This is a genomic window from Streptomyces tanashiensis, from assembly GCF_014648895.1.
Taxonomy (GTDB): Bacteria; Actinomycetota; Actinomycetes; order Streptomycetales; family Streptomycetaceae; genus Streptomyces; species Streptomyces tanashiensis.
The window spans coordinates 911,255-930,999 of record NZ_BMRZ01000001.1; the positions used below are offsets into that span (position 1 = coordinate 911,255).

A 19,745-nucleotide genomic window follows, 5' to 3' on the forward strand; every position below is an offset into this window, starting at 1 on the left:
CTTCCAGTGTCTGTCATGGTCATTCCACCCCGCTACTAGCGGCGCTTCGACTTCCGGTCGTCCTTCACGTGACCCCGGAAGGTGCGCGTCGGCGAGAACTCGCCGAGCTTGTGGCCGACCATCGACTCGGTGACAAACACCGGAATGTGGGTCTTGCCGTTGTGCACCGCGATCGTGTGGCCGAGCATGGCCGGGATGATCATCGAGCGACGGGACCAGGTCTTGATGACGTTCTTGGTACCGGCTTCGTTCTGGGCGTCCACCTTCTTGACGAGGTGGCCGTCGACGAAGGGTCCCTTCTTGAGACTGCGCGGCATCTAAACCCGCTCCTAGCGCTTCTTGTTCGTCTTGCGGCGGCGGACGATGTACTTGTTCGAAGCCTTCTTCGGCGAACGAGTACGACCCTCCTTCTGACCCCACGGGGAGACCGGGTGGCGACCACCGGAGGTCTTGCCCTCACCACCACCGTGCGGGTGGTCGACCGGGTTCATCGCCACACCGCGGACGGTCGGGCGAACGCCAAGCCAGCGCTTGCGGCCGGCCTTGCCCCAGTTGATGTTCGACTGCTCGGCGTTGCCGACCTCGCCGATGGTGGCGCGGCAGCGGGCGTCGACGAGACGGATCTCACCGGACGGCATACGAAGGTGGGCCATCGTGCCCTCCTTCGCCAGCAGCTGCACGGAGGCACCGGCCGAGCGGGCGAACTTGGCACCGCCACCGGGACGGAGCTCGATCGCGTGGATCGTGGTACCGACCGGGATGTTGCGGAGCGCCAGGTTGTTGCCGGGCTTGATGTCCGCGCCCGGGCCGTTCTCGACGCGGTCGCCCTGGGTCAGACCCTTGGGGGCGATGATGTAGCGCTTCTCGCCGTCCACGTAGTGGAGGAGCGCGATGCGCGCGGTGCGGTTGGGGTCGTACTCGATGTGAGCGACCTTGGCCGGCACGCCGTCCTTGTCGTGACGACGGAAGTCGATCACACGGTAGGCGCGCTTGTGGCCACCGCCCTGGTGACGGACGGTCACACGACCGGTGTTGTTACGGCCGCCCTTGCTGTGCAGGGGGCGGACCAGCGACTTCTCCGGCGTGGACCGCGTGATCTCGACGAAGTCGGCTACGGAGGAGCCACGACGGCCCGGCGTAGTCGGCTTGTACTTGCGGATTCCCATTTCTCAGTCCTCGTCCGATTCCGGACGATCCAGACCGCCGTTAGGCGGTCGGACCGCCGAAGATGTCGATACGGTTGCCCTCGGCAAGGGTCACGATGGCGCGCTTGGTGTCCTTGCGCTTACCGAAACCGGCCTTGGTGCGCTTGCGCTTGCCCTGGCGGTTGATCGTGTTGACCCCGGTGACCTTGACCGAGAAGACCGCCTCGACGGCCTGCTTGATCTGGGTCTTGTTGGAGCCAGGCGCGACGATGAACGTGTACTTGTTCTCGTCCAGCAGTGCGTAGCTCTTCTCCGAGACAACCGGCTTGACGAGAATGTCGCGCGGGTCCGAGAAGGTCTTGCTGGTGACGACGGCCTCAGTCATCAGGCGTCGCTCCCTTCGGTCTCAGCGGTCTGGGGGCCAGACACGAAGGACTCGAGGGCGGCCTGGGTGAAGACCACGTCGTCGGAGACGATCACGTCGTACGTGTTGAGCTGGCCCGGCTCCAGGATGTGCACCTGGGGCAGGTTACGAGCGGACAGCCACGCGGCCTCGTCGGAGCGCTCGACGACCAGGAGCAGGTTCTTGCGCTCCGAGATCTTGCCGAACAGCGTCTTGGCGGCCTTGGTGGAGATGCCACCCTCGACCACGCCGGTGACGACGTGGATGCGGGAGTGGTTCGCCCGGTCCGACAGGGCACCGCGGAGGGCGGCGGCCTTCATCTTCTTCGGGGTCCGCTGCGAGTAGTCACGCGGCACGGGACCGTGCACGACGCCACCACCGGCGAACTGCGGGGCGCGGGTCGAACCCTGACGGGCGCGGCCGGTGCCCTTCTGGCGGTAAGGCTTCTTGCCACCACCGCGGACTTCGCCACGGGTCTTGGTCTTGTGCGTGCCCTGACGGGCCGCGGCCAGCTGCGCGACGACGACCTGGTGGATCAGCGGGACGCTGACCTTGGCGCCGAAGATCTCCTCGGGGAGCTCGACGGTCCCGGCCTTGTCGCCAGACGGCGAAAGGATGTCAATGGTGCTCATCGGTTCCTCAAACCCCCTTGGCCGCAGTGCGGACCAGGACGAGGCCACCGTTGGGGCCGGGGACGGCGCCCTTGATGAGCAGCAGACCCTTCTCGGCGTCAACGGCGTGGACGGTCAGGTTCTGGGTGGTCACACGCTCGTTGCCCATGCGACCGGCCATGCGCATGCCCTTGAAGACACGGCCCGGGGTGGCGCAGCCACCGATCGAACCGGGCTTGCGGTGCACGCGGTGGGCACCGTGCGAGGCCTTGCCACCACGGAAGTTGTGGCGCTTCATCGCACCGGCGAAGCCCTTGCCCTTGCTCTTACCGGTGACGTCGACCTTCACGCCGGCCTCGAAGACCTCGGCGGTGATCTCCTGGCCGAGCGTGTACTCGGAGGCGTCAGCGGTGCGGAGCTCCACCAGGTGGCGGCGCGGGGTGACGTCGGCCTTGGCGAAGTGGCCCTTGAGGGGCTTGTTCACCTTGCGCGGGTCGATCTCGCCGAAGGCGATCTGGACCGACTCGTAGCCGTCGACGTCGTTCGTACGGACCTGGGTCACGACATTCGGGCCGGCCTTGACGACGGTCACCGGGACGACCCGGTTGTTCTCGTCCCAGACCTGCGTCATGCCGAGCTTCTCGCCCAGGATGCCCTTGATGTTCTTAGCCATCTCGCGCGTCACCTCAGAGCTTGATCTCGATGTCGACGCCCGCCGGCAGGTCGAGGCGCATGAGCGAGTCAACCGTCTTCGGCGTGGGGTCGAGGATGTCGATGAGGCGCTTGTGCGTGCGCATCTCGAAGTGCTCGCGCGAGTCCTTGTACTTGTGCGGCGACTTGATGACGCAGTACACGTTCTTCTCAGTGGGCAGCGGCACCGGGCCTGCGACCGACGCACCAGTGCGAGTCACCGTCTCGACGATCTTCTTCGCCGAGGAGTCGATGACCTCGTGGTCGTAGGCCTTGAGCCGGATGCGGATCTTCTGTCCCGCCATGGCTACTAGTAGTCCTTTGTCTCGTAACGCTCTGGAACCCGGTGCGTTTCCGTTTTCCTCCGACCCACGCGGTCGGGCGTGTCGCACTCCCTCTACGCAGAGATCCCTAGGGATCTCCCAACCAAGGGGGCACGGTCGCCATGACCGCAGGCCGGGGGGAAAACACCCACCGGGTGCCTGGTCGGCACCCCGCTGACGCTTCCCAGAAGATTCCCGTACGTCCGCTCCTGAGAAGGAGCGACGAGTACTGTGGGACTCGCTTCCGGTCCTCCCGACGGGAGGCGCGCAGCATCGGCACTCAACCGAGCAACTTGGACAGTCTGCCATACGGGGCCTTGCGGCCGCCAATCGGGGGCGAAGACTGTACCCCACGTCACGTACGGCCATGCGCCGGGGCGCATGCGCCTGCCGCGCGCGCCCCTTCTCCCCCGTCACCCCAGACGCCGGGCCCGCTCCGTCAGATGACGCCGCTCGGGGGCGCTGGTCGTGTGCCGGGCCGCCTCCCGGTAGGCGGAGGCCGCCCCCTCCCCGTCGCCGAGAAGTTCGAGCAGGTGCGCGCGGGTCGCGAGGAGGCGGTGGTTCCGGGCGAGCAGCCGGTCCGCCGCGAGACCGTCCAGGAGCTCCAGACCGGCCCGTGGGCCATGGACCATGGCGACGGCGACGGCACGGTTGAGCGTGACCATCGGGTTCGGCCCGGTGCCCTCCAGCAGCTCGTACAGGGCGAGGATCTGCGGCCAGTCCGTGGCCTCGGCGGACCCCGCCTCGTCGTGCACGGCCGCGATCGCCGCCTGGATCTGGTACGGGCCGACCCGGCCCTGCGGCAGGGTGCGGCTGATCAGCTCCACGCCCTCGGCGATCAGCCCGCCGTCCCAGCTCCCCCGGTCCTGCTCCGCCAGGGGTACGAGTTCCCCGCGCGGGCCCGTGCGGGCCGGACGGCGGGCGTCCGTGAGCAGCATCAGCGCGAGCAGGCCCGCCGTCTCGGTGTCGTCGGGGACGAACCGGTGCAGCATCCTGGCGAGCCGGATCGCCTCCGTGGACAGCTCGGGCGCGGTGAGCGCGTCCCCTGCGCTGGCCGTGTAGCCCTCGTTGAAGACGAGGTAGAGCACGTGCCGCACCTCGGCGAGGCGGGCGGTGCGGTCCTCGCCCTCGGGCTGCGCGAGGGACAGCCCGCCGGCCTTGATCACCTGCTTGGCCCGGCTGATCCGCTGCGCCATGGTCGGCTCGGGCACGAGGAAGGCGGCGGCGATCTGCGCGGTGGTGAGGCCGCCGACGGCGCGCAGGGTGAGCGCGATCCTGCTGGGCGGCGACAGGTCCGGGTGGCAGCAGAGGAAGAGCAGGGACAGGGAGTCGTCCCGGTCGGTGCCGGACTCGTCGTCGGCGGCGTGCGCGAGGAGCTCGGAGTCCGGGGTGGCGAGGGCGACGGCGTCCTCGCGGCGCCGGCGCGCGGCCTCGCTGCGCACGTGGTCGACGTACCTGCGCTGGGCCACGGTCACCAGCCACGCGCGCGCGTGGTCGGGGACCCCCTGCCCGGGCCACTGCTGCGCCGCCGCGATCAGGGCCTCCTGGACGGCGTCCTCGCAGAGGTCGAAGTCGCCGTATCGGCGGACGAGCGCGCCGAGGACCTGCGGCGCGTACGCGCGCAGCAGGTCCTCGACCTCGTGCGGGCCGGTCACACGTCCGCCGCGGACTCGTGCAGGACCGGCCACAGCTCGACGGGGTCGACGTCCGCGAAGGGCATGTCCGCGGCGATCTCCTGGGCCCGCTCCAGGCTCTCGCAGTCGAGCAGGTAGAAGCTGGCGAGGTACTCCTTGGTCTCCAGGTACGGGCCGTCGGTGACCGCGGGGGCCCCGCCCTCGCGCCGCACGAGCTGGGCGGCGGCCGCGTCCGCGAGGCCGTACGCGCCGATCAGCTCGCCGCTCTCCCGGTACTTCCGGTTGAAGGCCTCCTGCCGGGCGATCGCCTCGGGCCAGGCCTCGGCCGGGAAGGAGTCCCACTTGGCCTGGTTGCCGTAGATCATCGCGACGTACTTCATCTCGGGTGTCCTCCCCGTCCCGCCCGCCCCTGTGGCGCGCTGTCACCCTTCGGTCGGAACCAGGATCGCTCTCTCGACATCCGCCCGCACGAATGTCGGAGATCTTTTCCGGGGATCCTCCCCGGCCGCCCCGCCCGGCGCACAACCGCCCCTCTCGCAAATCCGTCTTCCAGTCGACCGATTGAGCGAAGGGCCCTGCCGTGCACACTCCTCCCCGTCGGCGGACGGTTCTCGCCGCCGCCCTCGCGGTCACCTCGGCCGCCGCCGGGTGCTCCGTCCCGGAGCCGCGCCGGACCGCGCCGACCGCCGATCCCGCGCCCGGCAGGCCGATCGCCTCCGCGCGGGCCCGGCGGACGCTGCTCATGCAGTTCTCCGCCCATCCGGACGACGACCTGTACTTCATGAACCCCGACACGCAGCGGCTGCTCGACGCGGGCGTCCCGCTCGTCTCCGTGTACGTGACGGCGGGCGAGCACACCGGCCGGAACCGGATCGCGGGGATGCCCGAGACTCCCCCGGACCGGGCCGCCTACTCCGCCGCCCGCCACCAGGGCCTGCGCCAGTCGTACGCGGTGGCCCTCGGCCTGCCCGCTTTCACGCCGTGGCGGCGGGAGGTCCTCACGCTCCCCGGCGGGCGGCGGGCCGAGGTCGACACGCTCACGCGCGGCGCCCACAGGATCGAGCTGGTCTTCCTCAACCTGCCGATGCACACCAGCCGCCGCTACATGGCCGTGCCCGCGCTCTGGCACGACCGGGCCCTGGAACTGCGCACCCATCTGTCGGCCGGCTCCCCCGTCACCCGCTCCGACACCTACGACTACGACCGGCTGGTCGCCGTCCTCGCCGGACTGCTGCGCCGCTACCGGCCCACGGTCGTGCACACCCTGGACCCGGACCCCGACATCCAGCTCGGCGACGAGGCCACCCGCAGGCGGGACTCCGAGCAGCCGGGCTACGCGGACCACGGGGACCACACGGCGGTCGCCTCGTTCACCTGGGCCGCGCTGTGCCGCTGGGTCAGCGACGCGGTCCGGGACGGCGAGCCGATACCGGCGTTCACGACCACCGCCTTCCGCGGCTACTACAACCGGCACTGGCCCAAGAACCTCCCGCCGGAGGTCCTGGCGGGGAAGGCGGCCCGGCTCGTCCCGTACGGCGGCAGCCCCTCCTGGCAGTGCGGCAACCCCTCGGGCTGCGGCGACTACGGCGTCGGCGGCGACCGGCCGCTCACCAACCGCAAGGGCTGGGTGCGCTCCACGCACCACCGCTGGCCGGGCGCGGGCCCGGCGCTCGCCGAGGAGCCCGGCGGCCGCCTCGCCGCGTACGGGGTGCTCGGGCTGCGCGCGGTCCGCTGGCGGGAGTCCGCGCCCGGCGTCTGGGGCGAGCCGGTGGACCTGGGCGGCGGCCCGCTCGCGCCTGCGCTCGGTTCGGCGGTGCTCGGCGACGGCCGGGTGCTGCTCCTCGGGGTGCGGTTCGCCGCCCTCGACGGACACGGCGGGGCCGACCGGCGCGAGGTGGTGCTCCTGGAGCAGCGCTCCCCCGGCGGCGGCTTCCTGGCTTGGCGGGGCCTGGGGAACCCGGAGCGCGGGGACGACCGGGGGCGCCGGATCGGTGCCCCGGTGGCGGTGGCCGCTCCCGACGGCCGGGTCCACCTCTTCGTACGGAACGCGGACAAGGGCGTCTCGACGCGGGTGCGGGCGGCGGACGGCTCCTGGTCCCCCTGGCGGAGGCTGCCCGGCGACGCGGAGGTCCAGGACGGTCTGGCGGTGTCCGTGGACGCGGCCGGCCGGGTGCACGTGTACGCGGCGGGGCGGGAGTCCGTACGGCACTGGGTGGACGGGGTCCCGCGGCCGGCTCCGCTGCCGCTCTCCGGTTCCACGGTGGCGAGCGCGGGCGGTGAGCTCCTCTACCGGGCGCCGGCGGTGGCACGGCTGACCGGCCCGGACGGCGACGCGGGTCTCGACGGGTACGGGGGCGTCGTCGCCGCGCGGTCCCCGGCGCTCGGTACCGTCCTGCTCGGCACGGACGAGCAGGGCCGGGTGGCGCTCAGGGCCGGTGGCCGGCTCCGTACGCTGCGACGGCCCGCGGTGGCGGCGGCGCTCCACCTGGGCGCGCGCGGAGCGACCGTGGTCGGGCTGGGCGCGGACAGCCACCCCTGGTCCTGGCGCCCGTAGGACCCCGCGGGTTCCTGACGCCCGTAGCACCCCGCGGACGACGGCCGGAGGAAACAGCCCGGGAACGCGAGAAGGCCCCGCACCTTTCGGTGCGGGGCCTTCCCTCACTGCTCAGCGGCTCCTGCGAGCCACCAGGTCAGTTCAAGATCAGGCGTTGATCTTGACGACCTGGCCGGCGCCGACGGTCCGGCCACCCTCACGGATGGCGAACTTGAGGCCCTCCTCCATGGCGACGGGCTGGATCAGCTCGACGGTCATGGCGGTGTTGTCGCCCGGCATGACCATCTCGGTCCCCTCGGGGAGGGTCACGACGCCGGTCACGTCCGTGGTACGGAAGTAGAACTGCGGGCGGTAGTTGTTGAAGAACGGGGTGTGACGGCCACCCTCGTCCTTCGACAGGATGTAGGCCTGGGCCTCGAAGCTGGTGTGCGGCGTGACCGAACCCGGCTTGATGATGACCTGGCCGCGCTCGACATCCTCGCGCTTGATGCCACGGAGGAGCAGACCGACGTTCTCACCGGCCTGGCCCTCGTCGAGCAGCTTGCGGAACATCTCGATGCCGGTGACCGTGGTGGTGGTCTTCTCGGTCTTGATGCCGATGATGTCGACGGTCTCGTTGACCTTGAGGACACCACGCTCGATACGACCGGTGACAACGGTGCCACGACCGGTGATCGTGAAGACGTCCTCGATCGGCATCAGGAACGGCTTGTCGACGTCACGCTCGGGCTGCGGGATGGACTCGTCGACGGCGTGCATGAGGCCGAGAAGCTTCTCGCCCCACTCCTTGTCGCCCTCGAGCGCCTTGAGCGCCGAGACACGGACGACCGGCAGGTCGTCGCCCGGGAACTCGTACTCGGAGAGGAGCTCACGGACCTCGAGCTCGACGAGCTCCAGGATCTCCTCGTCGTCCACCATGTCGGCCTTGTTCAGGGCGACGACGATGTACGGAACGCCGACCTGGCGGGCCAGGAGCACGTGCTCCTTGGTCTGCGGCATCGGGCCGTCGGTGGCGGCGACCACGAGGATGGCGCCGTCCATCTGCGCCGCACCCGTGATCATGTTCTTGATGTAGTCGGCGTGACCGGGGCAGTCGACGTGCGCGTAGTGACGCGACTCCGTCTGGTACTCGACGTGCGCGATCGAGATGGTGATACCGCGCTGGCGCTCCTCGGGAGCCTTGTCGATCTGGTCGAAGGCCGAGGCCTCGTTCAGGTCCGGGTACGCGTCGTGCAGCACCTTGGTAATGGCGGCCGTGAGGGTCGTCTTACCGTGGTCGATGTGACCGATGGTGCCGATGTTGACGTGCGGCTTAGTCCGCTCGAACTTCGCCTTCGCCACTGGGGTCCTCCTGGAGTGGTTCTGAACGCCTTGCTTCATCGGCGCCAGGTGATCTTTGCTGGGATGCCAGTAAACCGGGGCCCGATCCCTCGGGTTTCGGGGGGCTGAGCCCCGGCGACTGGTGTCAAGCCTAAAGCGTGAACTCGGAAGAGTTACTCGCCCTTGGCCTTCGCGATGATCTCCTCGGCGACGTTCCGCGGAACCTCGGCGTAGGAGTCGAACTGCATCGAGTAGCTTGCGCGACCCGAGGTCTTGCTGCGGAGGTCTCCGACGTAGCCGAACATCTCCGAGAGCGGCACGAGGCCCTTCACGACGCGGGCGCCGCTGCGCTCCTCCATGGCCTGAATCTGGCCACGGCGGGAGTTGATGTCACCGATGACCTCACCCATGTAGTCCTCGGGCGTGACGACCTCAACGGCCATCATCGGCTCAAGGATGACGGGAGAAGCCTTGCGCGCGGCCTCCTTGAAGGCCTGCGAACCGGCGATCTTGAACGCGAGCTCGGAGGAGTCGACCTCGTGGTAGGCACCGTCGAGAAGGATGACGCGGACGCCAGTCATCTCGTAGCCGGCCAGGATGCCGAACTGCATGGCCTCCTGCGCACCCGCGTCGACCGAAGGGATGTACTCCTTCGGGATGCGGCCACCGGTGACCTTGTTCACGAACTCGTAGGAGGCGTCGCCACCCTCGATGGGCTCGATCGCGATCTGCACCTTGGCGAACTGACCGGTACCACCGGTCTGCTTCTTGTGGGTGAAGTCCACGCGCTCGACGGCCTTGCGGATCGTCTCGCGGTACGCGACCTGCGGCTTGCCGACGTTCGCCTCGACCTTGAACTCGCGACGCATACGGTCGACGAGGATGTCGAGGTGAAGCTCGCCCATACCACCGATGATGGTCTGGCCGGTCTCCTCGTCCGAGTGGACCTGGAAGGAGGGGTCCTCCTCCGCGAGACGCTGGATGGCGACACCCAGCTTCTCCTGGTCACCCTTGGACTTGGGCTCGATGGCGACCTGAATGACCGGCGCCGGGAAGTCCATGGACTCCAGGATGACCGGGTTCTTGTCGTCGCACAGCGTCTCACCGGTGGTGGTCTGCTTGAGGCCCATGACGGCGACGATGTCGCCGGCGCCCACCGAGTCGATCTCCTCACGCTTGTTCGCGTGCATGCGGTAGATCTTGCCGATGCGCTCCTTCTTGCCCTTGACGGAGTTCAGCACCGCGGTGCCGGCCTCCAGGCGACCGGAGTAGATCCGGACGAAGGTGAGCTTGCCGAGGTGCGGGTCGCTCGCGATCTTGAACGCGAGCGCCGACAGCGGCTCGTCGTCGGACGGCTTGCGCTTCACGACGAGCTCGGCGTCCTTGACGTCGTGGCCCTCGATGGCCTCGACGTCCAGGGGCGACGGGAGGTAACGGACGACAGCGTCGAGCAGGGGCTGGACGCCCTTGTTCTTGAACGCGGTGCCGCAGAAGACGGGGGTGACCGTCTTCTCGCCGTTGCCCTTGCCGGACGCGATGGTGATACGACGGACAGCCGCGTACAGCTGCTCCTCGGTGGGCTCGACGCCCTCGAGGAAGAGCTCCATGAGCTCCTCGTCGTTCTCCGCGACGGTCTCGACGAGCTTGGCGCGGTACTCCTCGGCCTGCTCGAGCTTGTCCGCCGGGATGTCGACGACGTCGTACATCTCACCCTTGCTGGCCTCGGCGGACCAGACAAGCGCCTTCATGCGGACCAGGTCGATGACGCCCTGGAAGTCCATCTCGGCACCGATGGGGAGCTGCATGACGATCGGGACGGCGCCGAGGCGGTCCACGATCATGTCGACGCAGCGGAGGAACTCGGCGCCCGTACGGTCGAGCTTGTTGACGAAGCAGATGCGCGGGACGCCGTAGCGGTCCGCCTGACGCCAGACAGTCTCGGACTGGGGCTCGACACCGGCCACACCGTCGAACACGGTGACAGCACCGTCGAGCACGCGCAGCGAACGCTCCACCTCGACGGTGAAGTCGACGTGGCCCGGCGTGTCGATGATGTTGATCGTGTGATCGACATTCTCGAGCGGCCAGTGGCAGGTCGTCGCGGCAGACGTGATCGTGATGCCGCGCTCCTGCTCCTGCTCCATCCAGTCCATCGTGGCAGCGCCGTCGTGGACTTCACCGATCTTGTACGAGACACCGGTGTAGAACAGGATCCGCTCGGTGGTGGTCGTCTTGCCCGCGTCGATGTGGGCCATGATGCCGATGTTGCGCACCTTGGCCAGGTCAAGCGAAGTGGTAGCCATATCGGCTCAGTCTTCTCTCGGTCTCGATGTGGGTTGCGACTACCAGCGGTAGTGCGCGAAGGCCTTGTTGGACTCGGCCATCTTGTGCGTGTCCTCACGCTTCTTGACGGCAGCACCGAGGCCGTTGGAGGCGTCGAGGAGCTCGTTCATGAGGCGCTCGGTCATGGTCTTCTCGCGACGGGCGCGGGAGTAACCGACGAGCCAGCGGAGGGCCAGCGTGGACGCGCGGCCCGGCTTGACCTCGATCGGCACCTGGTAGGTGGCGCCACCGACACGGCGGGACTTGACCTCGAGGGCCGGCTTGACGTTCTCGAGAGCGCGCTTCAGCGTGATGACCGGGTCCTGGCCGGTCTTCTCACGAAGACCCTCCATGGCGCCGTACACGATGCGCTCGGCGGTGGAACGCTTGCCGTCCAGCAGGATCTTGTTGATCAGCGAGGTGACAAGAGGAGAGCTGTAGACCGGGTCGATGATGACCGGGCGCTTCGGGGCGGGGCCCTTACGAGGCATTCTTACTTCTCCTTCTTGGCGCCGTAGCGGCTGCGAGCCTGCTTACGGTTCTTGACGCCCTGCGTGTCGAGGGAACCGCGGATGATCTTGTAACGAACACCCGGCAGGTCCTTCACACGGCCACCACGCACGAGCACGATGGAGTGCTCCTGCAGGTTGTGACCCTCACCCGGGATGTAGGCCGTGACCTCGATGCCCGAGGTCAGACGCACACGCGCGACCTTACGGAGGGCCGAGTTCGGCTTCTTCGGGGTGGTCGTGAACACACGCGTGCAGACGCCGCGACGCTGAGGGGAACCCTCGAGTGCGGGCGTCTTGTTCTTCTCGACCTTGTCCTGCCGGCCCTTACGGACCAGCTGCTGGATCGTAGGCACTACTTCTCCGGTTTCTGTGTGCCGTCGGTAAAACTAACCTGGAACATTCACCGACCCACGCGGTCGGGTGTGTCGAATCTCGCGGACCTCCGCCAGGGGCGGAAAAAGCGCGGATCACGGTGGCCGATATATGACTCGCCGTGCGGTTGAGGACACGCACGGGAGCCCAGGCACACCCCAGGCACAAGGCATGAGCGTACCTATCGCATGGACTCCGGTCAAAACAAATGCCCACGCGCACGTGGTCCCGGCCGGAGCGGGCCGGGACCAGGGCGGATCGTTCCGGCACCCCGGGGAGGGCCGCCGGTCGCGGGCGGTGGCGGCCGGTCGCGGTCAGTCGCGGGCGGTACGCCTCGACTCGGCGGCGGCGGGGGCGTCGGCACCCTCGGCGTCGGGCTCCAGGAACTGGTTCACGACCTTGACGAAGACGCCCAGGCGCTCGTCGGGGACGCCGAGCCAGCGGGCGAAGTCCTCCATGGTCGGCTGCCAGTCGTTGGGCGGCAGCAGGTCCGCCGCCAGCGGAAGCTCCTCGGGGGTCACCCGGCCGGACCGGATCAGCATGTCGCGCACGGACACCCCGAGGAGGGGCGCGATCCGGCGCATGGTCTCCAGGTCCGGCATGCTCTGCCGCTGCAGCAGCCGCGTGACGGCGGCGCGGTGCACTCCGGCCTCGTCCGCGATGCGGGACTTCCCGCCGCCGCGGGGGCTGTCGATGTCGTATCCGCGCGCCCGCATCAGGCCCTCGACCCAGCCTGCGAACTCGTCGAGCCCTTGAGTGCTCATGTTGTACCGCTCCTCGCTCCCCACCCTTCGGATCCCATACCTTAGCGTGCTTGCGCGCACAGAATTACGTGCTTTCGGGCACGCAACCGTGTCGAATCGGTGAAGACCAGTTCACGGGGGTGTCGAATTTTGTTGCGCGCTCGCACGCAACGTGTAAGTCTGGCTCGCCGCCGCACTCGTCGGCCCCCCGAGCCACAGGAGCCCCATCGGCCCCATGGGCCCGGGCGGGCCCCGGACCGTGGAGAACTCCCTTGTTCCATCCCGACCCGTCCCCCTGGCAGGCCTCCGCCGCGTGCGCCGGCCTCTCCCCGTCCGTCGTCTTCGCCCGCCGCGCCAAGGAGGCGGCCCCGGCTCTGCGGGCCTGCGCCGACTGCCCCGTGCGCCGCGAGTGCGAGTCCGCCGTGGCCCCGGCCGAGAGCTACTTCGACGGCGTCTGCGCGGGCCGCCTCTGGCGCAACGGCCGCCCGGCGGACGCCCAGCGCGTCGCGAAGGCGGTCGCGGCGGCGGGGAGCGGCCGCCGTGGCTGACCGCACCGAGGACACCACCGGCGCCCACCGCACCGCCGTCGCCCCGGCGGCAGCGTCCGCCGCCACCCGTACCGTCGAGCTCGTCCTGCGGGACATCGCGCTCTGGACGGCCTCTCTCGTACGGCAGTTCCCCGAGCTGTCGGAGGAGCTGGCGCCCGGCCGCCGCTCCCCCGCCGGCACCGCGCCCACCGCCCCGCACCCGGGCCGCGACGAGCTCATCCGCGAGGAGCGGCGCGAGGCGCTGCTCCTCGAACAGCGCCACGGCCTGTCCGTCCCCGGGCACGGCGCCGCCCCGATCCGGCTGCACATCTCCGACGCCATCCGGGACATCACCGACGGCGTGGTGGAGCTGGAGGAGGCGGTCTGCGCCCGTCTCGCGCTGCCGCGGCCGCGCCGGGCCGGGGTGATCGAGCGGCTGCGCCGGATCGTCGGGCTGCTCGACACCGTCGCCGGGCACCCGGACCTCGCCCGGCACGTCCGGGACGAGATCCGGCGGATGGCCCGCCGGTGCGCCCGGACGCTCGGCGACGCGGAGACGGTCGTGCGGGTGACGGGCCGCTGCCCCTGGTGCGACTCGGTGTCGCTGCGGGCGTTCCCGGACCGGCGGGCGGTGCTGTGCGTGAACCCGGCGTGCGTCTGCACGGACGCGGCGTGCGGCTGCCAGGACGACCCCGCGTACCGGCACCTGTGGCCGGAGGGCCAGTGGGAGGAGCTGTCGGAGGCCTCGGGGACCGGTACCGAGGAGATCCGGGCGGCGATGGACGACACGAAGGAGACCTCATGCTGAGCTCGCCCGCACTGCCCGCCCTTCCGGCGCTGATCCCGGGGCCGCTGGCCGCCGTGGAGGCGGGCGTCGCGCCCGCGACGATCCGCAAGTGGGTCCAGCTGGGCCATCTGCGGGCGGCGGGCCGGGCCGGCCGGGCCCAGCTCTTCCGCCTGGAGGACGTCTTCGCGGCGGAGCGGCTGGCCCGCCGCCGCCCCCGTACGGCCTGATCCCGCCGCCTCTCCTGAAGCGCCCCGCGTCCCTCCGGACGCGGGGCGCTTCGCCGTTCCGTCAGGAGGCCTTCAGGAAGGCCCGGAGGGAGCGGACGAGTGCGTCGGCGAAACGTTCGCGCACCGGCTCGGGGACGCGGTCCAGGGAGAGGTACGGGTTGAGGTCCTCCAGCTCGACGAGGAGCAGCTCGCCTCCGGGGGCGCGGCAGGCGTCGACGCGCTGGATGCCGTGGTCGAGGGTGTTCCAGTCGATGAAGCGACGCGCGAAGTCGAGGTCGTCGGCGGTCGGTTCGTACGGCTCCAGGACCCAGCGGCGCTCGGGGTCGGGGGCGTACAGGGCGTACTGGAAGCGGTCGTCGACGAAGTAGAAGGAGACCTCGTACCGGAAGTCGACGCGCGGCTGGACGAGGAGCTCGCCGTACGAAAGGCCGGCGAGCTCCTCGTACGCCAGGAAGCGCAGGCCTATGGAGTCGGCACCCGCCTTGGGCTTGACCGCGTACGCGGCCGCTTCGGGCAGGCGGTGCAGGTCCTCGGCCCGGTCGACGGTGGGGATGACGGGGTACCCGGCGGCCGTCAGGTCAAGGAGGTACTGCTTGCCGGCCATGTCGCCGCGGCCGTGCAGGGGGTTGTAGACGAGGGTGCCGAGCGCCGTCGCCCGCTCGCGGAAGGCGTCGTACGCCTCCTGGTGGCCGAGGACCGGGCCGCTGTTGCGGACGACGACGGCGTCGAAGGCGTCCATGAGGGCGGCGGCGTCGAGCGGGTGACAGAGCGCCAGGTCGAAGTCGGCGCGCAGCCGGGCGGTGAGGTGGATGTCCTCGTCGCAGTAGCGCCGGCCCCGGGCCGGGTAGGCGAGGTCGGTCACGTAGAGCAGTCGGGGGCGGGCGGACACGGGGCGGCTCCTGGGTCGGGTGCCGCCAACCTATCGAGGGGTGCCCGGGGGGCCGCTCGCCGGGCCGTACGGAAGACCGCCTCCGAATTAGTTGCGTGCGCGCACGCTCCCTGTCACAGTTGGTGCAGCGGCGGAGCTGTGCCCGCGAGACGGGCCGCAGTCTCCGCCGTCCGCCGTCCGGGAGCGCTCCGCGCCCCCGCCCCTCCCCCGCGTCGAGCGCCCCGGACGGCACCCCGCACCACCCGTCCCGCTCCCCCCTTCCGAGGAGAACCGTCATGACCACTCCCCCGAGTGCGTTCCCGGACGTCGAGAAGCTGGTCGTCGACGTCCTCAAGGCCGACCCGGCCCTGGCCGGGATCACGGTCGCCGTCCAGGCGCCGGCCGGCTTCGACGGCACGCAGAACGCCGTCCTGGTGAACCGCCGCGGCGGCGCCTGGATCGGCGACCTGCACGTCGACAAGCCGCTGGTCGAGTTCGAGGTGTACGGGCCGACCAAGAACGCGGCCCACGTCCTCGCCAACGCCGCCCGGCGGGCGCTGCTCGCCACCATCGGCAAGCAGCTCGGCGCCACCTTCGTCAGCGACGTCGAGGAGCAGGACGGGCCGCGCTGGATGCCCGACTACCTCTACCGGGGCGCCAACCGCTACCTCTGCGTCATCCAGCTCTCGCTGAACGTCTTCTGAGCCCGCTCCCCCGGGCGCCTCTCCGCCCCTGAGCGCCCCCGAGCCCGCACGGCTCCCTGACGGGCGCTCACCCACAGACCAGGCCTCGCCGTCCGGCGGGGCCTTTGCCGTACCCGGACCCGATGTCCAGGGCGGTCATCCCACCCCACCCCAAGGAGAAACCCCACCATGGCTGGAAACAACTCTGCCGAGATCCGCGTCGCAGGCACCGGCAAGCTCTACGTCGCCGACGCCGGCACCTCCGCCCCGGCCACCTTCGGCACGGACTCCGCCGCCGACTGGTCCGGCGCGGGCTGGAAGGACCTCGGCTTCACCTCCGGCGACGGCGTCACCTTCTCGAAGAAGGACAAGCTGGAGGCCATCGACTCGTGGCAGTCGGTCTCCCCGATCCACTACATCTACTCGAGCCGTGACCTCTCGCTGAAGTTCTCGCTGCTCCAGTTCAACGAGGACACGCTGCCCTTCTTCATGGGCGGCGACGCCGTCAAGGCGGAGCCGACGCCGGCCGTCGACACCTACCGCTACGAGATCGCCGAGCGTCCGTTCGCCGACGTCCGCGCCCTCGGCCTGGAGTTCACCGACGTCAAGGCCGGCGGCACGACCGCGGTGCGCTACCGCTTCATCATCCCGCGCGGTCAGGTCACCGCCACCGACGACATCAAGCTGGCCCGCAAGGCGGCGTCCCAGCTGGGCATCACCTTCAGCGCGATGTCGAAGGGTGACGGCAAGCCGCTGGCGACCTTCCTCATGAAGGACAGCCAGTACTCCGCGACCGTCTGATCCCTCTCCCCCCGGGGCGGGACGGCGCACCGCCGTCCCGCCCCACCCCTCTCCTCTTCACGCATCCGAACAAGGAGTACGCATCACCATGGCCCGTTTCGACGTCAACGCCGCCCGCGCCCAGCGACAGGAGGCCCACGGCCGCAAGTGGTCCTTCGAGCTGGACGGCGAGACCTACACCCTTCCGACCGAGCTGAGCCGCGGCACCGCCAAGGCGCTGCGCAAGCTCGACGACAACGACGTGGACGGCCTGCTCGCACTCCTGATGGGTGAGGAGCAGTTCTCCCGCTTCGAGCAGCACGACATCACCATGCAGGACATCGCCGCCATCCTGGAGGCCTACGGCAAGGAGACCGGGCTCGGCCTGGGGGAAGACTGAGCCTCGTCGAGTTCGTCGACGAACACGCCGAGGCCCTTGAGGCGGACTTCCTCCGCTACTACTCCACCGATCTGCTCGACTGGCACCGCGGCGAGCTCTCCAGCCGTCGCGTCGTGCTGCTGATCAAGCATCTGCCGCGGGACAGCGCCGTACAGCGCGAGATCCACGGCGAGACCGCCGAATGGTCGATCACCGACCATCTCCTCGCGGCCACGGTGGACCATCTGGCCGTGGCGAACTGGATGTTCGCCTGCGTCAACACCGGCGAGGACTCCGACCCGCCGGAGGCTCCGACGCCCGTCCCCCGCCCGGGAGGACGGGACGACGAGGACGAGGACGGAGAGCGAGCGGACCAGGACGGGCAGAGGCCGTCCGCCGGGGAGGGCAAGGTCGTCTCCCCCCAGGCCATCGCCCGCTTCTTCGGGTGATCCCGCGGCCCCCGGAGCCCCTTCCCGTCAGGGAGTGGGCTCCGGGGGCGCTTCTTCCCGTCCTCGCTCGGCGCTCATGTCCTTCTCCAGGGCCCTGGCCCGGTCGGACAGCCTCCGCCCCCTGCTCGCGCGCGCGTCCGGTTCGCCCGGGTCGGCGTCGCGCCGGTCGGCGGACGGTCCGACCTGGACCGGCACCCCGGCCAGCGGCGGCACGATCGGCCGGCCGCCCTTGCCGCGCACGACCTTCCGTACCGGCTGGACGTTCCGGCGGGTCCGGCTCTCCTGGGCGGTCACGAGGACGTCCGGCTCCGTGTCGGCCTCGGACTCCTTCTGGTGCTCGGGCTCCGGCTCGGGCTCGGCCCGCTGGCCCGTCGCGGGGTCGGCCCGATGTCCGGGCTCGGCCCGCTGTTCGAACAGCTCGCGTTCCCTGCGGACGCGCTCCTCGGCCTCGACGACGGCCGCGGGCGGTTCGAGGAGCCGGGCGAAGGGCAGCGCGATGACCCGCGCGCCCTCCTGGCCGGCGTCGGTACGGCGCTGGGGCCGGCGGATTCCACGCGCGTCACCCTGCCCCTGCGCGTAGGCGTCGGCGACGCGCTTCTCGTACTCCCTGCGGATGCGCGGCAGTTCGTCCGAGACGGCCTCGGCCCATCCGGACGTGAAGGCGGACGTCTCCCGTCGGTCGACCTCGGCCCTGGGGATCACGACGAGTTCCTCGGGGGCGTACCCGGAGACGTGGACGAGCTCCGAGAGATAGGCGAAGAGGTGGGGCAGATCGGGGTGGGACGCAAGCCAGTCGACGACCCGCTCCCGGCGACCAGCGCCCGGCTCCGTATCCATGCGTCAGTGCTGCCTTCCAGCCCCCTGGGGTCCCCGCGCGCCCCTCGCGCCCCTCGCCCCCCAAAGTGGTCCGGTCCGGGGAACGCGGCTTCCAGGTTACCCGGTCGAACTCACGGCCGTTTCTGGCGCCAACACGTTCGGATATCGCACAAGAAGACACGCCGTCAGACGTTTCCCGCTCGACAAACATCGAACAGATGTTCCACACTCTGTTCGCACAGCAGTTCGAACACGTGGTGCCCCCGCTCCTCACTCCGCGGCGCCGCCACACCCGCACGGGCAAGCAACCGGAAGGCAGGCGTCCATGACTCAGCAGGCCGAGGCATCCCGACCGCACATCCCGCTCCAGGACCGCCTCCGCCAGCTCCTCGACGGACCCGTCGCCCTCGACAAGAGAGCGTTGCTCGGCACGCTGTACGCCGAGGTCTCCCGCCGCGAGACCCTCGCGTACGCCGCCGGCTGGAACGACGCCCTCGCGACGACGCGCCGCGGCCCCCGCCGATCCGAGGACGCCTAGCGCCCCGGCTGCCCCCGCACGAACGAGCCCTTGCCGCTACCGGCAGGGGCTTTTCGGCGCTTGGCCGTCACCGGCCGGAAGCGGAGCAATCCATGGCAGAAACGATCGCGGATCTCTCGAAGGAGATCACCTCCCTCAGGGACGCCCTCCTCAAGGACCGGGTCGACAACAGCGACCCCAAGAACCCGAAGACGCAGGTCTCCGAACTCAAGGAACACCTCGTCCAGCAGGCCCCGAAGCTCATGACCGAGGACTTCTTCAAGGCGCAGTTCGCCCCTTACTTCAAGAAGTTCGACGACATGCACCAGGAGCTCGTCAAGGCGAAGAAGACGGAGTGGATGGAGGCCGCCGGTCTCGGCAGCTTCGCGGCCGCCGTCGAGAAGTTCCACGAGGACAGCGTCTGGTGGCCCGTGTACCTCGTGTCGGGCTTCCTCAGCCTCGCCGTCCCGGCGTTCCTCATCGCCGTGGCGTTGAACCTCAAGGACCTGCAGCGGAAGATCCAGGGCGGGATCTTCAACTGGCTCGGCCGCAAGTGGCCCAGCCTGCGAGGTCAGATCCTGGCCAGCGTGGAGGGTGGCCTCATCCCCCGCCGTCAGAACGCCCAGACGGTCAGGGATCGCGAGGCGGGCAACCTCGCCGGCGTGACCCTCACCAACCCGCCGGACCCGGCGACCTTCGACGCGCTCAAGCGGGCCCTCGGCGACATCAACCGCCGGATCATCAACTTCAACAAGGCCGTCGCCAAGATGAAGAGCAAGGCCCAGCTCGACAAGCTGGCCACCGGCGTCGAGGCGATCACCAGGGCCACGGACGCCGCGAAACCCACGGACATCGAGACGCTGGCCAAGGCCATCGACAAGCTCGGTGACGCCCAGACCAAGTTCAACCCGCGCGACGTCCCCAAGCCCCGCCCGCTTCTTGCGACGGCCGACGCCGCCAGGACCCTCGCCGAGGCCGGCGAGACCGTCACGCAGAGGTTCCAGAAGCTCAAGGACGACGCCGCCGAGCTGGCCCGCCTCATGGCCGGCGGCGCCTCGTCCTGACCCCCACCCACCTGGAAAG

At 70.0% G+C, this 19,745-nt stretch carries 25 protein-coding genes; 10 read left to right on the top strand and 15 right to left on the bottom strand.

From position 1 onward, the window contains the following. Positions 1-35: 35 nt before the first annotated feature. The 8 genes from rpsS to IE237_RS04165 form a co-directional block, all read right to left on the bottom strand. Positions 36-317, bottom strand: a complete 282-nt coding sequence (rpsS, locus tag IE237_RS04130; protein ID WP_015035577.1) for a 30S ribosomal protein S19 — start codon at positions 315-317, stop codon at positions 36-38. Positions 318-329: 12 nt separating this feature from the next. Next, on the bottom strand, positions 330-1,166 hold the full coding sequence (gene rplB, locus IE237_RS04135) for a 50S ribosomal protein L2 (protein WP_030208986.1): 837 nt from the start codon (positions 1,164-1,166) through the stop codon (positions 330-332). Positions 1,167-1,206: 40 nt separating this feature from the next. After that, positions 1,207-1,530 (bottom strand): 50S ribosomal protein L23, encoded by a 324-nt coding sequence (gene rplW, locus IE237_RS04140; protein ID WP_024755407.1) that lies wholly within the window; start codon positions 1,528-1,530, stop codon positions 1,207-1,209. After that, positions 1,530-2,180, bottom strand: a complete 651-nt coding sequence (rplD, locus tag IE237_RS04145) for a 50S ribosomal protein L4 (RefSeq protein ID WP_189800378.1) — start codon at positions 2,178-2,180, stop codon at positions 1,530-1,532. Before rplD ends, rplW begins: the two co-directional genes overlap by 1 nt. A gap of 7 nt (positions 2,181-2,187) precedes the next feature. Continuing rightward, positions 2,188-2,832: a 50S ribosomal protein L3 gene (gene rplC / locus IE237_RS04150; RefSeq protein ID WP_030687820.1), complete on the bottom strand. Its 645-nt coding sequence runs from the start codon at positions 2,830-2,832 to the stop codon at positions 2,188-2,190. A gap of 13 nt (positions 2,833-2,845) precedes the next feature. Beyond that, complete coding sequence (gene rpsJ / locus IE237_RS04155) at positions 2,846-3,154, bottom strand: 30S ribosomal protein S10 (RefSeq protein ID WP_003948644.1); 309 nt, start codon at positions 3,152-3,154, stop codon at positions 2,846-2,848. A gap of 431 nt (positions 3,155-3,585) precedes the next feature. Then, complete coding sequence (locus tag IE237_RS04160; RefSeq protein WP_189800379.1) at positions 3,586-4,827, bottom strand: RNA polymerase sigma factor; 1,242 nt, start codon at positions 4,825-4,827, stop codon at positions 3,586-3,588. Further along, a complete protein-coding gene (locus tag IE237_RS04165) occupies positions 4,824-5,186 on the bottom strand; it encodes a YciI family protein (RefSeq protein WP_189800380.1) in 363 nt (120 codons plus the stop codon). The genes IE237_RS04160 and IE237_RS04165 overlap by 4 nt, the downstream gene beginning before the upstream one ends. Before the next feature lie 200 nt (positions 5,187-5,386). Between IE237_RS04165 and IE237_RS04170 the strand changes: the two genes are divergently transcribed. Continuing rightward, the gene (locus IE237_RS04170; protein ID WP_189800381.1) at positions 5,387-7,360 is read left to right on the top strand and encodes a PIG-L family deacetylase; all 1,974 of its coding nucleotides are present in this window, start codon (positions 5,387-5,389) and stop codon (positions 7,358-7,360) included. A gap of 147 nt (positions 7,361-7,507) precedes the next feature. Here IE237_RS04170 and tuf read toward each other — a convergent pair whose 3' ends face one another. The 5 genes from tuf to IE237_RS04195 all read right to left on the bottom strand — a co-directional run bounded on the left by tuf (position 7,508) and on the right by IE237_RS04195 (position 12,650). Next, positions 7,508-8,701, bottom strand: a complete 1,194-nt coding sequence (gene tuf, locus IE237_RS04175; RefSeq protein ID WP_041662773.1) for an elongation factor Tu — start codon at positions 8,699-8,701, stop codon at positions 7,508-7,510. Between the two features lie 152 nt (positions 8,702-8,853). Next, complete coding sequence (gene fusA / locus IE237_RS04180; protein WP_189800382.1) at positions 8,854-10,983, bottom strand: elongation factor G; 2,130 nt, start codon at positions 10,981-10,983, stop codon at positions 8,854-8,856. Between the two features lie 39 nt (positions 10,984-11,022). After that, complete coding sequence (rpsG, locus tag IE237_RS04185; protein ID WP_015035567.1) at positions 11,023-11,493, bottom strand: 30S ribosomal protein S7; 471 nt, start codon at positions 11,491-11,493, stop codon at positions 11,023-11,025. A gap of 2 nt (positions 11,494-11,495) precedes the next feature. Beyond that, positions 11,496-11,867 carry a 30S ribosomal protein S12 gene (gene rpsL / locus IE237_RS04190; protein WP_003948652.1) on the bottom strand — a complete coding sequence of 124 codons (372 nt, stop codon included), beginning with the start codon at positions 11,865-11,867 and terminating at the stop codon, positions 11,496-11,498. Between the two features lie 333 nt (positions 11,868-12,200). Next, a complete protein-coding gene (locus tag IE237_RS04195; protein WP_189800383.1) occupies positions 12,201-12,650 on the bottom strand; it encodes a helix-turn-helix domain-containing protein in 450 nt (149 codons plus the stop codon). A gap of 251 nt (positions 12,651-12,901) precedes the next feature. On the opposite strand from IE237_RS04195, the gene IE237_RS04200 reads away from it, so the two are divergent. From IE237_RS04200 to IE237_RS04210, 3 genes are read left to right on the top strand one after another with little or no spacing between them, the layout of a single operon-like run. Continuing rightward, positions 12,902-13,177 (top strand): WhiB family transcriptional regulator, encoded by a 276-nt coding sequence (locus IE237_RS04200; protein ID WP_189800384.1) that lies wholly within the window; start codon positions 12,902-12,904, stop codon positions 13,175-13,177. Beyond that, a complete protein-coding gene (locus IE237_RS04205) occupies positions 13,170-13,964 on the top strand; it encodes a hypothetical protein (protein WP_229842244.1) in 795 nt (264 codons plus the stop codon). Before IE237_RS04200 ends, IE237_RS04205 begins: the two co-directional genes overlap by 8 nt. Continuing rightward, positions 13,958-14,170, top strand: a complete 213-nt coding sequence (locus tag IE237_RS04210) for a hypothetical protein (RefSeq protein WP_189800385.1) — start codon at positions 13,958-13,960, stop codon at positions 14,168-14,170. Before IE237_RS04205 ends, IE237_RS04210 begins: the two co-directional genes overlap by 7 nt. 61 nt (positions 14,171-14,231) lie before the next feature. On the opposite strand, the gene IE237_RS04215 is transcribed toward IE237_RS04210, so the two are convergent. Beyond that, positions 14,232-15,059 (bottom strand): ATP-grasp domain-containing protein, encoded by an 828-nt coding sequence (locus IE237_RS04215; protein ID WP_189800386.1) that lies wholly within the window; start codon positions 15,057-15,059, stop codon positions 14,232-14,234. Between the two features lie 275 nt (positions 15,060-15,334). Here IE237_RS04215 and IE237_RS04220 point away from each other — a divergent pair, with 275 nt between their 5' ends. The 4 genes from IE237_RS04220 to IE237_RS04235 all read left to right on the top strand — a co-directional run bounded on the left by IE237_RS04220 (position 15,335) and on the right by IE237_RS04235 (position 17,329). Beyond that, positions 15,335-15,742 carry a phage tail termination protein gene (locus IE237_RS04220; RefSeq protein WP_189800387.1) on the top strand — a complete coding sequence of 136 codons (408 nt, stop codon included), beginning with the start codon at positions 15,335-15,337 and terminating at the stop codon, positions 15,740-15,742. A gap of 168 nt (positions 15,743-15,910) precedes the next feature. After that, positions 15,911-16,522: a phage tail tube protein gene (locus IE237_RS04225; RefSeq protein WP_017239564.1), complete on the top strand. Its 612-nt coding sequence runs from the start codon at positions 15,911-15,913 to the stop codon at positions 16,520-16,522. Positions 16,523-16,610: 88 nt separating this feature from the next. Next, positions 16,611-16,901, top strand: a complete 291-nt coding sequence (locus IE237_RS04230; protein ID WP_189800388.1) for a hypothetical protein — start codon at positions 16,611-16,613, stop codon at positions 16,899-16,901. Between the two features lie 113 nt (positions 16,902-17,014). Beyond that, the gene (locus IE237_RS04235) at positions 17,015-17,329 is read left to right on the top strand and encodes a hypothetical protein (RefSeq protein WP_189800389.1); all 315 of its coding nucleotides are present in this window, start codon (positions 17,015-17,017) and stop codon (positions 17,327-17,329) included. Between the two features lie 27 nt (positions 17,330-17,356). Here the strand turns inward: IE237_RS04235 and IE237_RS04240 are convergent, their stop codons facing one another. After that, positions 17,357-18,166: a hypothetical protein gene (locus IE237_RS04240; RefSeq protein WP_189800390.1), complete on the bottom strand. Its 810-nt coding sequence runs from the start codon at positions 18,164-18,166 to the stop codon at positions 17,357-17,359. 304 nt (positions 18,167-18,470) lie between these two features. Between IE237_RS04240 and IE237_RS04245 the strand changes: the two genes are divergently transcribed. Continuing rightward, the gene (locus IE237_RS04245; RefSeq protein WP_189800391.1) at positions 18,471-18,683 is read left to right on the top strand and encodes a hypothetical protein; all 213 of its coding nucleotides are present in this window, start codon (positions 18,471-18,473) and stop codon (positions 18,681-18,683) included. A 92-nt stretch (positions 18,684-18,775) separates the two neighbouring features. Further along, a complete protein-coding gene (locus tag IE237_RS04250) occupies positions 18,776-19,726 on the top strand; it encodes a hypothetical protein (protein ID WP_189800392.1) in 951 nt (316 codons plus the stop codon). Positions 19,727-19,745: the final 19 nt, after the last annotated feature.